Below are 13,220 nucleotides of genomic sequence, written 5' to 3' on the forward strand. Positions count from 1 at the left end.
TTTTTACTATGCGTCGGTTTAAGTGATTAAGGTGGTATGCGGTAACTTCGGTATTGCGCTGCTCACCCCTTAACAGGGCGTTAGCCTTCAAGGAGAGAAAGTGGAAGAGTTAAAAGGTAAGGTAATTAGAGGCCGAAAAGTTCATTTCGCACATCGTCGGTTTTATTCAATAGCAAAGTATGCCAGAGATAATGTTCGCAACAATCCGGAATTAGCAGCTGTATGCCTTACGTATTCATTTAGCACCATCGAATCATTTATCAATGAGTCGTTATGCTCCCGAGAATTATTTTGTGGTGGCAGGTTATCAGCCAGAGAGAGACGAATGTATGACGATCTAAAAAGGCTCGTGACAGGGCGAAATGCTCATAAAGTTTCAATTTCACAGAAATATAAAAAAGCTAAGGTTATATTTTCACGCCAGAGGTTTCGTCCTAACTCTCACCCAGACAAGGATTTTGAAATTCTTAGGAATCTGAGGAATGCAGTCATACATCGTGCTCCAGAGGTAATTCTATCTGAACGAGTGATAGGTGAAAATGGTGTTACGATTAGCGTAGAGTATCCCCGCCCCAAAGCACAACTAAATTATTTAGTCAGTATAGGTGTATTAGAAACATTCGATGAAGCAGATAGTTGGCTTTACAGCATTGAAACTACGGAGTTCTGTGAGTGGTGTTGTCGTGTAGCGTTGGACGTAACAAACTTTTTTCTTAATTCACTAGAAAATGGTGTGTATAAGGACAAAATCATCGAACAAATGTCCTTGGAAATTGAAGGCTAACAAGCAATTTAAGAGGGATTCACAACGCTCGGCATTTTTGCTTCTACTTCAAATTTAGTGTTTATGGCACAATGCTTTAGGTTTGGGTGGAGGCGTTGTTCACCCCTTAATTGGGCGTTATGGCTCACAAGGTAAGCAATCTCAGAAATGAAGGTTGTTCGCATCAAATTTACGGTATCATGCACAATTGACTAAACTGTAGTTACTTATGCTTATACCAACTAATACACCTCCTTCCTCAAATGTATCTTGTTCAAACTGCAAAGCTTGCTGCTGTCGTCTTGAAGTTATGATTATCTCTGATACTGGCGTGCCAGAAGAGTTCATCGCTCGTGATCAGTATGGTGGTGAAACAATGATGCGATTAAATGATGGTTGGTGTGCGGCTTTAGATAGAAACACTCTAATGTGCACAATTTATGAAAATCGTCCTTGGATATGCCGCGAATTCGAAATGGGTTCTAATGAGTGCCTAGATGAACGTGTTAAGTTTATATAAAACAACCGATTAGCGTTTCTATTTATTCGTGAGTTGTAAGCCATAACAAAGCGTTTAAGAGGGATTCTCAACGCTTGGCAGTTTTGGTTCAAAGTTTAGTTTTTGTGTTTATGGCACAATGGTTTAAGTTGGGTGGCATTGCGTTGTTCACCCCTTAACGCGGCGTTAGGCAAATGGAGATAGGCGTGAGTTTAAGGATAATTGAAGTCTTAGATTTTCAGTCGTCGTGGGCTGATGATTTTAACCGAGAGAAAGCGCTAATCTGTAATGCGTTAAGCCAAGAAAATGTGGTGGGAGTTCACCATATCGGTAGCACTTCAGTTGAAGGTCTATGTGCGAAACCAATTATAGATATTCTGCTTGAAGTTAAATGTCTCAGTGAGCTGGATGAGCAAAGTTGCTTAATGGAATCTTTGGGTTATCTTGCTAAAGGTGAATTTGGTATCCCGGGTAGGCGCTACTTTCAAAAAGGTGGGGTTCAACGAACTCATCAAGTCCACGCCTTTCTAACAGGCTCACACGAAGCACAAAGACACATCGAATTTAAGGAGTATCTTATTGCATTTCCTGAAGTGGCCGATGAGTATGGCGTATTAAAAAAAATTGGTGCAGCAATCTGCAACAATGACATAGATGTATATTGCCGCTACAAAGACAGCTTTATTAAAGAGCATGAGGCTAAGGCTCTCAACTGGAAATTTGCCTAACAAACAGTTCAAGTGGGATTCAGCACGCGTGGCATTTTTGGTATGCGTTTGTTTTGGTGTTGCAGTGCCATGCGGAAACTTGGTCATTGCGTGCTTCACCCCTTAACTGGGCGTTATGCGTCACTACATAAACGGAGTTCGATATGCCTATAGCAAACTGCATTTTATCGCCTAATGCGCCTGATAAATCGATTAGTTCAGTAAATATGATTGAATTGTGGGGAAAACACTCCGGGTTAGATACTTCAGAAATGACGGTAACGGTTGTACGAGGTGAGGCGCAATTTGGAAAAGAGTATTTAGCTGTTTGTTCGTTAAATCTACCCACTATTTGGTCGAGCAAGTCGATAAGTTTGCTCCAACTTGGGTTATCGAGCGCTATCTCAGAGTACTACGGACTTGACGCGAGTAAGGTCATAGTAATCACATCGCTAATCGAATCTGGGTATGTTGTAGAAGGCGGCAGTGAAATCAAGTGGTGAAACGCAATGAGCGCATAACAAAGCGTTCAAGAGGGACAGTCAACGCGTGGCGATTTTGGTTTAAATCTTGGTAGTTGTGTTTACGGTAGTAAGTTGACGTTTGGTGGTAGCGCGTCGCTGCCCCTTAACGCGGCGTTATGCCTTACAAGGAGGATGTAGGTTTATGGAAATACTACTGAAATTGAAGTCTTGGCAAATGTTTTTGCTAATTGTTACGCCTATGGTCTTGCCTTCGATGATTGGGGTCGTCCCTCATCTAGTCGTGTTTTTTATCACCTGGCTGTTGTGGATGTCAGTGCTTTTGGGTTGGATATACAGTGTAGGTATTAAGGCTAATAGCTTAGTTCCTGACAGTTTGAAAAAAAGCACGAGAATATTGAAGTTTTCACTCGGTATACCAATAGCTTACTCAATTGTATTTTCAGTTTTAACCCTAAGTAGTCAGAGTTTTCCTCCTTGGCTCGTACCGGTACATCTCATTTCTATGATCTGTGTTTTTTACGGAATGCTTTTCGCGGCAAAGCAAATGGTTGTTGCCATGAAACAGGAGCCTGTTGGCTTTTTCGAGTATTGTGGTCCGTTCTTTCTGTTTTGGTTTTCTCCAATTGGAGTTTGGTTCTTGCAACCAAAAATTAATAAGCTAGCTGAGGCACAGGCATAACAAGCAATTTAAGAGGGATTCTCAACGCTTGGCATTTTTGCTTCTACTTCAAATATAGCGTTTATGGCACAATGCTTTAGGTTTGGATGGAGGCGTTGTTCACCCCTTAATTGGGCGTTATAAGCCAAGGTTAGTTGGTTAGATAATTAATAAAGAGAAAAATATGTACGATAAAGAAGTAATTGAGTATGCGAGAGAGCAAGAGAACATAATCTCTAAATTAGAGTATCGTGTACACGAGCACGATGATGGACGTTCTGAGCACCGCCAAGATCTGATGCGTGATTATGCACGGGTTCTATACTCATCATCTTTTAGACGTCTGCAAGGTAAGATGCAATTGCTTGGTGTAGATGCTAACAAGTTCAATCGAAACCGACTCACGCATAGTTTGGAAGTGGCACAAATTGCTCGCTCTATTGCTTACGACCTCAAGTTGCAGCATACGGTTGTAGCTGAAACTGCATCACTAGCACATGATATTGGTAACCCGCCTTTTGGACATTACGGCGAAGTTGTACTTAACGACTTGAGTTCCGGGTGTGGTGGTTACGAGGGAAATGCTCAAGCATTCCGAATCTTACGTACTTTAGAAAAGAAACATTACGCGTATCCGGGGCTAAACCTAAATGTGCGCACTCTCATGGCTATTACCAAATACTTCTTCAATAAGCAGCAGAACAGTAAAAAGTTCTTATACGATGCCGATTATGATTTTTTAAAAGGCGAACTTGAAAGTAAAGGAGTTATTGTCACCAAGAGTATTGATGCTGAGATAATGGATTTAGCGGACGAAATTGCCTATGCAGCACATGACTTAGAGGATGCACTTAGCTTTGGCATGATTAGTTTAGGTGAAATAGTTCATGAGTTTAGCATTAGCGACAAGTTCAAAGATGCATACCCAACCATGGCTACGATTGCGAAAGATGCGCAAGGTGTGGCTATGAAAGCTAGTCGTAGTGGTACGTCAGAAGAGTATGCAATCGTTCTCAAGAAAGAGCTGACGTCAAAAATAGTTAATACCTTATGCTCTGACATTGGTTTAGTTGATGGTTGTTTAGGTTACAAAGAACATGCAAAGCTAGCTGAGGGGCTGAAAAAACTGTTGTTTAAAGCAATTCTTCGTAAGAAAGACATTCAGCTTTACGAGCGAAGAGGAGAGCAGATTATTCGTGGTTTGTTTGAGGTTTATTCTGATGAACAATACAACAAAGATAACATCTTACTACCACCAGAATTGCGTTCAATTAATGACTGCAAAACTCGCTTAGTTACTGACTACATCTCAGGCATGATGGACTCATATGCAGCTCAGGAGTATGAAAAGTACTTTGGTAAGGGTAGCGCAGATAAATTCTATTTTAAGTAGAGTTGGCTTATAACAAAGCATTTAAGAGTGATTCCCAACGCTTGGCATTTTTCATTCCATCGTTGGGTTTCGTGTTTACGGTGGTATGGGGTAATCCCGTGGTAGCGTTGCTCACACCTTAATGCGGCGTTATGTTGCTAGTTGAACTGCCGTATTCTAATAGACTGACGAAGTTGTTCAAAATATGTGTATTGATGCTTATTTTCTGTCGCGTTATCTTTGTTTGCCAACAATTTAAACGAGTAAGGAAACAAAATGATTACGTTAACAAAAGGTATACACCACGTAGGCTTAACGGTATCTGACCTAGAAGCAAGCGCGAAGTTTTTCATTGAGCAATTAGGTTGGAGTGAAGTAAAAAGAAACCCCGATTATCCAGCAATATTTGTGAGTGATGGGCATATCATGCTTACACTATGGGCGTCTAAGGCTGAAGCAACCGTTCCATTTGACAGAAAAACGAATGTTGGTTTACATCACTTGGCTTTACTCGTAGAGAGTGAAGGGCAACTAGATGAGTTGCGTGATCAATTTGTTAAGTCGGGTGTCGAAATTGAGTTTGGTCCAGAACTTGTTAAATCAGGGCCCGCTAAACATTTAATGTGTTATGACCCAAGTGGTATTAGGGTAGAGTTTTTCTGGGCGGGGTCGTAAAGCAACATAACAAAGCGTTTAAGAGTGATTCGCAACGCTTGGCATTTTTAGTTCAAGGTGGGTTTAGTGTTTAAGGCACAATGCTTTAGTGTTTGGGGCAGTGTTGCTCACACCTTAACGCGGCGTTAGCTGCTTAGAGGAAAAATGATGATCCAAGATAAAGCTACATCAAGTTCCAATTACATAAGATTTATCGACAGAGTAATCGAAAATAGAACTGTTTGGGGACTTCAGCATCCTGATGGTGGCTGGGCAGTTTGTAATTCGAATCAGTATCCAGACGCAACAGTTTATGTTTTTTGGTCAGATAGAGCATACGCAAGTCGGGTCGCAATTGGTGATTGGGAGTTGTATGTCCCAACTCCAATTAACCTAGATTCATTCGTTGATAATTGGCTAAAAGGTATTCATAGCGATGGACATCTTGTAGGTCCCAATTGGGATGCCAACCTCTGTGGTACTGAAGTTGTCGCAATTGATGTGGCAAAAATGTTGGTACGCAGCTAACAAACTGTTTAAGAGGGATTCACAACGCGTGGCATTTTTATTATGCGTTGGTTTAAGTGATTAAGGTGGTATACAGCAGCTTTAGTATTGCGTTGCTCACCCCTTAACAGGGCGTTAGCCATCATTTAAAACCAGAGGTTTAGATGTATTTGGAACTAAAAAGTTGGCAGAAATCTTTTGTAGAAAACTACTCAAACTCATCAGATTTTCTATCGACATTGGTCGCTCAGACTGGTAGTGGAAAAACCGTAACTTCTCTTTTAGCTGCCAAGGAGCATTTACAAAGAAGAGATTTTGAATCGGTTATTATACTAACTGATCGAATTGAATTAATGCTTCAATGGAGACAAGTTGCACAAGATCTAAACTTGTCGGTCGGAGAGTTCGGAGACTACTTTAACTCGGTTCAATTGAGTACCTATCAGAAACTTAGTCGATATCAAAACTATCATCAAATAATAGGTTTATCTAAAAGTAAAAAGGTTCTATTTATTTTTGATGAGTCTCATAGTTACCATAAATGGGCACTGGCTCTTTCTGAACAAATAAAATTAACTAGTCCAAATAGTAGAATTCTATTCATCAGTTCTACGCCAGTTTTAGGGACTAAAACTGGCGTAATACATGAGATGAAAATGGATACAGAGAGACTCAATAGTTTTGAGTTGTATGATCTGAACAGTATTCAAAGAATAGAAACCGAGATTATAGTTGATCCGCTGACGATCGTCTTACCTAGTGTTCAAGAAAGCATCATCACTTTCTCTCCTTCATCTAAGTTGTTGTACGACGTGTTATCTGGAAAAAAAACCATAGAAGGAATGTCATGGCAACAATTCGAGAACTTTGTAGCACGATTATTGGAAGCTGATGGGTATGAAGTAGAGCAAACCCAAGGAAGCAAGGACGGCGGTGTTGATGTAATAGCACATAAGAATCTCGGCATTTCAGGAACGTATCGAACCGTATGGCAAGCCAAAAAATATAAAGAGTCAAATAAGATAGGGATAGATCTGGTTCGCGAGCTAGCTGATGTGAGGAATGAGTTTGGTGCAAGTAAAGGAATGATAATTACGTCTAGCTACCTTACAGCTGGAGCACTTAAGAGAATTGAGAGAGACAGGTATACGTTAGGGAAAGTTGATAGAACTGATTTAGATGAATGGATTGAGAAGATTTTACGAGATAATGGCTAACAAGCAATTTAAGAGGGATTCACAACGCTCGGCATTTTTGCTTCTACTTCAAATTTAGTGTTTATGGCACAATGCGTTAGGTTTGGGTGGGGGCGTTGTTCACCCCGTAATTGGGCGTTATGCTTATTTTTATATAATGAGGTTAATTTGAGTATGAGAGCTATTGTTGTCAGTGTTTTGGCCATTATCTTAGCTGGATGTGCAGCTAAAGGTCCGAGCGCGGAGCTTCAGATTAGTAATGAGTGCTATCAAAGTACAGTTGACGAAAGAGTAGCTAGATTTATTGATGATTTTACTACTGACGATCTGAAAGACTTAACTTTTGCTTTAAAGCAGCACTATTTAAAAGTGTCCAATGCAATGCTTCTTAAGCAGAGAGCAAATGATATCTCTGACCCGCTTGGTGGCATCCCCGCATCCTTTGAATTAGAAGCAGCTCAAGAAAGTGTTATTACTAGTCTTAAACCAATCTACATGATTCTAAACCGTAATTCAGTCCCCCAATTTGTTTCTACGCAAGTACAGCAGCAAATGAAAGACGGTTTGGCTATTTGCTATGGTGAATCATAAGCATAACAAACTGTTCAAGAGGGATTCGCAACGCGTGGCATTTTTGCTGTGCGTTGAATTTAATGATTAAGGTGGTTTACGGCGGCTTCGGTATTGCGTTGCTCACCCCTTAACAGGGCGTTAGCCAACTACGAGTTTAGCAATAGGAATACTAATGAAATTCATACGTTCAGGACGGAAACATTATTTGGAGTTTTTGCGAAATTTGACGCCGCAAGTTCTGTTGCTATCATTCGCATTAACAGTTGGCTCTCGACTCAATTTTGGAGTCTTTGACCTTAGTAATTGGCTTCCGACCGCTATCTTTTTTGTCTTGTTAATCGCTTTCCTATCAGCATTTTATGCCAATTGCTGTCAGTTTGTAGCTGGGGTATACGGAGACTTCGGGCGATGGTCAGATAAGATAGGTCGAGCAGCTGCATCAAATGGTAGAGCAGGCCGTAGGCGTATTATGTTTATTATTTGTGCTCTTTGGCGCTATAAGAAAATAGTGTTTTTAGAGGTTATTTTTATCGTGTTCTTTATTCAAATAGCGTTCTCTATAGTAACAGTATCAGCGATACTTGCTGCAACTCGGCAGCTCCAGTTATCTTAGTTAGCTGACATAGTGATTGCTTAGATTGAATGTATTTGGCTAACAAAGCGTTTAAGACAGATTCGCAACGCGTGGCATTTTCAGTTTGATTCAGCTTTAGTGTTTACGGCACAATAGGTTAGGTTCAGTGGTAGTGTTGCTCACTACTTAACGCGGCGTTATGTGCTTTTGAGGAAAATTGACATGGAAGTAATAGAAGCGAGTCCAGATTTAGCTCCAATATTAGCGAGTTACGCGAAAGAATGTTTGAAGTCGGGTATCCCTAAATATTCCGGCGTTCAGCAAGATCCTGAAGCTTATTTATCAGGTTTGGTTGAACGTTCTAAGGCAAATTCTGAATTACCAAACGGTTATTTACCCAGTACAACGTATTATTGCGTATCTGACTCTGAAATCTTAGGCGCTATTCGAGTTCGTAAAGGTACTAATGCCAACGTAGAAAATGTCATTGGGCATGTTGGCTACGAAACTAGACCGTCAGCTCGTGGTAAAGGTGTAGCCTCGTTTCTCCTAGCTTGGGTGCGAGACCATGTTGTCACTGACTCAGTTATTGTTACTTGTTCAATTGACAATCCAGCGTCCCAAAAGGTTATCGAAAACTGTGGCGGTGAGTATCTTGGCAATTACATAAGTGAAACCGAGGGCACTGTAAGGCGCTACCGTTTAGCACGCACATAACAAAGCGTTTAAGGCAGATTCGCAACGCGTGGCATTCTCAGTTCAAATCGAGTTTTGTGTTTAAGGTGTAATGGTTTAGGTTAGGTGCAGGCGTCGCTCACTACTTAACGCGGCGTTAGTTGTTCTAAAGTTGAGGTTGCACACGTTAAGTGCGTCAATTTTTTTATAAGCTAAACTTGTTGGATATAGATACACCTGTATAATCGCACAGCTATTTTGCGAGGGGTTATGGTATGGCAGATGTAAAAGACGTAGCTAAGTATTTTGTTCGCTTAGCGGATGAAAATGATGAAGGTATCTCGAACTTGAAACTTCAGAAGCTTGTGTACTATGCACAAGGCTTTTACCTTGCTTTGAATGAAGAAACTCTTTTTGACGCGGATATTGAAGCGTGGGCACATGGTCCAGTGGTTCCTGAGCTTTACCATGATTATAAAGAGTTTGGCAGAGAAGCTATCGAACCAGATCCTAGGTTTAACCCACATACACGCTTGACGAAAGGTGAGATTGAACATATCGAAGAAATTTTTGATGTTTTCGGTCAGTTTAGTGCTTGGAAACTCAGAAATATGACTCATGAAGAAAGTCCTTGGATAGAAAATGAAGGACATGCTGGTGTTATCTCAAAACGAGATTTAAAAGCATATTTTGACACTAGAGTTGAGTAATTCAATTTATGGCTAAAAAGAAGATCAAACATCCTAAAGCCAATACTAAATCCAAAATCACCGCAAAAGAAGTTAATGTTAATTATGACGATAAGACTCCAATCTTCTCTCTAGAGCGCTTACAAGCAGGTAGCTTCTGCCTCCAATGTCTTGACCAAGAAGGTAAAGCATTCTTTGCCGAAGCGATGTTTCGTCGCAAGAACAATACGTGGCGTGAAATTAAACAGATGCCTCGTCATGGCTTGGGTTTTGAGAAAATCGATAGAAAGTCAATTAGCGCTCCTATCCCCAACTTTATTACTCCAGATGTAGACCATTTTTTATCATTTCGGTTTCATGGTAAACGTCCGATGGTGGGTTATAGACAAAACGATGTATTCTATGTTTTGTGGTTTGATAATAACTTCACCTTATATGACCACGGATAGAACAACTAACAAAGCATTCAAGAGTGATTCGCAACGCTTGGCATTTTCGCTTCGCTCAAGTATAGCCAAGCGCTGCTCACACCTTAATGCGGCGTTATGTGCAAGGTTGATTATCAGAATCATAATCCCCATATAATTCTTAGGTTTATTCAGATAGGAATGATGTATGCCACAGATTTATCGTACAGTTTCGCATGTTGATGGTTGGCAAGGTTTAGCTCAGTTTGAAATCAGGGGGAACAAGATATATCGAACTGTCTCACATGTTGATGGTTGGCAAGGTCTACCTCAGTATGAAATAAAAGGGGATAAAATATATCGCACTGTTTCCCATGTTGACGGTTGGCAAGGATTACCTCAGTACGAAATAAAGGGTAATCAAATATATCGAACTGTTTCTCATGTTGATGGTTGGCAAGGTTTACCTCAATACGAAATCAAGTAGCAAATTGCACATAACAAAGCATTTAAGAGTGATTCCCAACGCTTGGCATTTTCAGTTCAAGGTTGGGTTTCGTGTTTACGGTGTAATGGTCTAGGTTTGGTGGTAGCGTTGCTCACACCTTAATGCGGCGTTAGTTGCCAACGAGAAAATCGCAGCTAAAACAGAGTGTTTAGGTCTAATCGTTCGTGTGCTTTGCTCGATTCTGCACATTGAACTTCGGGCTCATGGCTCGCGGAATTGAGCTTCGATCTTTTCTTAGTTTGGTTTGCCGTTTCAGAAGCCGATTTACTTGTTGAAAGTCAGCTTTGTGGCATTGTTTCTCCAAAAGGTCTTTTGATGTTGTCAGTTCGTTTTCTACGGCGTTGCGTGTTCCAAGTGGTTTCAGTGACGATCGCTTTGAAACTACGCCTGATTTTAGTTTTTCAAAACACATAAAAACATAGTTGGCAAAGCAGTCATTGGCTTCTAATCAAAGCTTTAGGCTTGGCAACTAACAAAGCATTTAAGAGGGATTCACAACGCTTGGCAGTTTTGGTTTGAATTAACTTTAGTGTTTACGGCACAATGGTTTAGTTTGGGTGGAATGCGTTGTTCACCCCTTAATGCGGCGTTATGGCGCAGGGCGAAAATGGATAAAATTGTAGAACTAGTCAAACAAGATCCAATCAGAGTTGAGGCTCTCAATTGCGTTTCAGAGTTAGGTTTGCCGCAGTGCTATATAGCGGCAGGTTTCGTTCGAAATTTAGTTTGGGACTCACTGCATGGTTTCAAAGTATCTACTCCCTTGAATGATGTGGATGTAATCTACTTTGACCCAAGCGAATCTAATCCCAATACCTATTTGGAGTATGAAGCACAGCTAAAAGATCGTATGCCACAGCTTAACTGGCAAGTACGTAACCAAGCTATAATGCACGAGCGTAATGGTGACAATCCTTATCAAAGTTCAGTGGACGCAATGAGTTACTGGCCAGAAAAAGAAACAGCGGTAGCAATTCGCCAAATTGGGCTAAACCAATATGAATGTGTTGCTGCTTTTGGGTTTGAATCCCTATTTAGTTACTGGGTCACGTATAATCCCAAAAGGCTACGCGAAACCTTTGAAAGTCGCGTAAATTCAAATGGGTGGCTAGTTCGGTGGCCATCGTTGAGAGTTGCGCCATAACAAAGCGTTTAAGACGGATTCACAACGCTTGTCATTCTCAGTTTGATTCTGCTTAAGTGTTTACGGCACAATGGTTTAGGTTAGGTGGTCGCGTTGTTCACCACTTAACGCGGCGTTATGTGAATAGGAGGTTCCAATGAACAAGGTAGTCAAAGCTCGCTTCGATGAATATCCGGAAAATGTTCGCCTTAGGTTAGAGGAACTGAGAAATCTAGTCTTTCAAATCGCATCTGAATTGGAGTTGGGTGAAATCGATGAATCTCTAAAATGGGGTGAACCAAGTTACAGCGTAAAAACAGGCAGTCCCCTAAGAATGGATTGGAAACTAAAGTCCCCCAATAATTATTACTTGTTCTTTAACTGCCAAACTAAGTTAGTCGATACATTTCGGGAATTGTATGGTGCAGAACTGGAGTTTCAGGGAAACAGAGCAATAGTTCTGTCCTTATCGAAACCGTTGCCAGAAACACCAATCAAGTCCTGTTTAGAGTTAGCTTTAACCTATCAGCAGCGTAAAAGTTTGCCTCTGTTGGGTGCTTGAAATAATTCACATAACAAAGCGTTTAAGGCAGATTCGCAACGCGTGGCATTCTCAGGTCATATTGAGTTTTGTGTTTAAGGTGCGATGGTTTAGGTTGGGTGCAGGCGTTGCTCACTACTTAACGCGGCGTTATATCCTTGGAGCTAAAAATGCAGAAACAGAGAGTTAGTGCTCTATTGGTAAACCGTGAAAATGCTGAAATACTTCTCATAAAACGCGTCAAAGGTAGTCGAATTTATTGGGTCTTCCCCGGTGGTGGGGTAGAGTCTAGAGAGTTACTTGCGCAAGCAATAGTTCGAGAAGTGTTCGAGGAAACATCTTTGAAAGTAGACAATCTAGAAGAAACTTTCTCAGTCGTAAATCGTGGGCGAAAGGAGCATTTCTTTCTTGTAAGTGTGCCGTTTTTTGAACCTAAATTATCAACGCAAAGCCCAGAATTTAAAGCACAAAATTGCTCTAACCGATATGAACTAACTTGGGTAAAACTTAATGATTTAAGTCAGTTAAATCTTGTGCCCGTCGAAGCAAAGGCGATAGTCAGTTCACTGGTATCTGAAGGTCGAATATAACAAAGCGTTTAAGGCAGATTCGCAACGCGTGGCATTTTTAGTTCAAGTTAGTTTAGTGTTTAAGGTGCAATGGTTTAAGTTAGGCGCAAGCGTTGCTCACTACTTAACGCGGCGTTATGCCTCCGAGTACCCCACGTTTAGTAGACACTTTATTAAGTTAGAGCTAGGGTCTATCTAAAAGTGATATATGGAAAGTGGGTGAGTATATGAAAGGAATAATTGTTCGCTGGGTTGATGACAGAGGTTTTGGGTTCATAAATTCCGAAGAACTTGATGGAGATATCTTTGTTCATGTCTCCAAGTTCAAAAAGGGTTATCGACGTCCACAAATAGGTGACCAAGTCGAGTTTCAATTGGTAAACAATGCTCCAAAATTAAGTGCATCGACGGCACAGTTGCTCGGTGTTGAGCCCAACAAAGTCAATCCTTTTTCAATGTTATTGTCCGCAGTGTTTATTGGCATTGTTGGTGCGGGATTCTATCTATTCGGAATAGAGCCGACATTAAATCCGGAATATGAAAACATGGGTTTTAGTTGCCAAGGTAAAACTTACTGTAGTGAGATGGTATCGTGCAGCGAAGCTAAGTTTTATCTATCAAACTGTCCTAATGTCAAAATAGACGGTGACAACGATGGTATACCGTGTGAAAGCCAGTTTTGCGGTAACTGGTAGTATCGGCATAACAAACTGTTCAAGA

General features: G+C 40.8%; 18 protein-coding genes. All 18 read left to right on the forward strand.

Annotation, left to right across the window (positions count from 1 at the left end; translation table 11 throughout):
* Positions 1-100 precede the first annotated feature (100 nt).
* The 18 genes from BIW15_RS22805 (at position 101) to BIW15_RS22915 (ending at position 13,195) form a co-directional block, all read left to right on the forward strand.
* A complete protein-coding gene (locus BIW15_RS22805) occupies positions 101-784 on the forward strand; it encodes a hypothetical protein (protein WP_077281658.1) in 684 nt (227 codons plus the stop codon).
* A 208-nt stretch (positions 785-992) separates the two neighbouring features.
* Positions 993-1,283, forward strand: a complete 291-nt coding sequence (locus BIW15_RS22810; protein WP_077281659.1) for a YkgJ family cysteine cluster protein — start codon at positions 993-995, stop codon at positions 1,281-1,283.
* A gap of 185 nt (positions 1,284-1,468) precedes the next feature.
* Positions 1,469-1,990 (forward strand): GrpB family protein, encoded by a 522-nt coding sequence (locus BIW15_RS22815; RefSeq protein WP_077281660.1) that lies wholly within the window; start codon positions 1,469-1,471, stop codon positions 1,988-1,990.
* A 143-nt stretch (positions 1,991-2,133) separates the two neighbouring features.
* Positions 2,134-2,472, forward strand: a complete 339-nt coding sequence (locus BIW15_RS22825) for a hypothetical protein (protein WP_077281662.1) — start codon at positions 2,134-2,136, stop codon at positions 2,470-2,472.
* Between the two features lie 163 nt (positions 2,473-2,635).
* Complete coding sequence (locus tag BIW15_RS22830; protein WP_077281663.1) at positions 2,636-3,133, forward strand: hypothetical protein; 498 nt, start codon at positions 2,636-2,638, stop codon at positions 3,131-3,133.
* 163 nt (positions 3,134-3,296) lie between these two features.
* On the forward strand, positions 3,297-4,505 hold the full coding sequence (locus tag BIW15_RS22835) for a deoxyguanosinetriphosphate triphosphohydrolase family protein (RefSeq protein ID WP_077281664.1): 1,209 nt from the start codon (positions 3,297-3,299) through the stop codon (positions 4,503-4,505).
* 255 nt (positions 4,506-4,760) lie between these two features.
* Positions 4,761-5,159: a VOC family protein gene (locus BIW15_RS22840; RefSeq protein ID WP_025542664.1), complete on the forward strand. Its 399-nt coding sequence runs from the start codon at positions 4,761-4,763 to the stop codon at positions 5,157-5,159.
* A gap of 144 nt (positions 5,160-5,303) precedes the next feature.
* Positions 5,304-5,666 carry a DUF2750 domain-containing protein gene (locus tag BIW15_RS22845; protein ID WP_029812447.1) on the forward strand — a complete coding sequence of 121 codons (363 nt, stop codon included), beginning with the start codon at positions 5,304-5,306 and terminating at the stop codon, positions 5,664-5,666.
* A 143-nt stretch (positions 5,667-5,809) separates the two neighbouring features.
* Positions 5,810-6,862 carry a restriction endonuclease gene (locus BIW15_RS22850; protein ID WP_077281665.1) on the forward strand — a complete coding sequence of 351 codons (1,053 nt, stop codon included), beginning with the start codon at positions 5,810-5,812 and terminating at the stop codon, positions 6,860-6,862.
* 153 nt (positions 6,863-7,015) lie between these two features.
* On the forward strand, positions 7,016-7,432 hold the full coding sequence (locus BIW15_RS22855; RefSeq protein WP_031791315.1) for a hypothetical protein: 417 nt from the start codon (positions 7,016-7,018) through the stop codon (positions 7,430-7,432).
* 778 nt (positions 7,433-8,210) lie between these two features.
* Positions 8,211-8,705, forward strand: coding sequence for a GNAT family N-acetyltransferase (locus tag BIW15_RS22870; protein ID WP_077281666.1), 495 nt, complete (start codon positions 8,211-8,213; stop codon positions 8,703-8,705).
* A gap of 233 nt (positions 8,706-8,938) precedes the next feature.
* Positions 8,939-9,373, forward strand: a complete 435-nt coding sequence (locus BIW15_RS22875) for a Panacea domain-containing protein (protein WP_077281667.1) — start codon at positions 8,939-8,941, stop codon at positions 9,371-9,373.
* Between the two features lie 8 nt (positions 9,374-9,381).
* The gene (locus BIW15_RS22880) at positions 9,382-9,801 is read left to right on the forward strand and encodes a hypothetical protein (RefSeq protein ID WP_029856947.1); all 420 of its coding nucleotides are present in this window, start codon (positions 9,382-9,384) and stop codon (positions 9,799-9,801) included.
* Between the two features lie 166 nt (positions 9,802-9,967).
* A complete protein-coding gene (locus tag BIW15_RS22885) occupies positions 9,968-10,246 on the forward strand; it encodes a hypothetical protein (RefSeq protein ID WP_025628219.1) in 279 nt (92 codons plus the stop codon).
* 628 nt (positions 10,247-10,874) lie between these two features.
* Positions 10,875-11,411: a nucleotidyltransferase family protein gene (locus tag BIW15_RS22895; protein ID WP_077281671.1), complete on the forward strand. Its 537-nt coding sequence runs from the start codon at positions 10,875-10,877 to the stop codon at positions 11,409-11,411.
* Between the two features lie 136 nt (positions 11,412-11,547).
* Positions 11,548-11,952, forward strand: coding sequence for a DUF1801 domain-containing protein (locus BIW15_RS22900; protein WP_077281668.1), 405 nt, complete (start codon positions 11,548-11,550; stop codon positions 11,950-11,952).
* A 149-nt stretch (positions 11,953-12,101) separates the two neighbouring features.
* On the forward strand, positions 12,102-12,521 hold the full coding sequence (locus BIW15_RS22905) for an NUDIX domain-containing protein (protein WP_077281669.1): 420 nt from the start codon (positions 12,102-12,104) through the stop codon (positions 12,519-12,521).
* Positions 12,522-12,727: 206 nt separating this feature from the next.
* Complete coding sequence (locus tag BIW15_RS22915; protein ID WP_025527288.1) at positions 12,728-13,195, forward strand: cold shock domain-containing protein; 468 nt, start codon at positions 12,728-12,730, stop codon at positions 13,193-13,195.
* Positions 13,196-13,220: the final 25 nt, after the last annotated feature.

Source organism: Vibrio sp. SALL6, assembly GCF_002002385.1.
Lineage (GTDB): Bacteria > Pseudomonadota > Gammaproteobacteria > Enterobacterales > Vibrionaceae > Vibrio > Vibrio parahaemolyticus.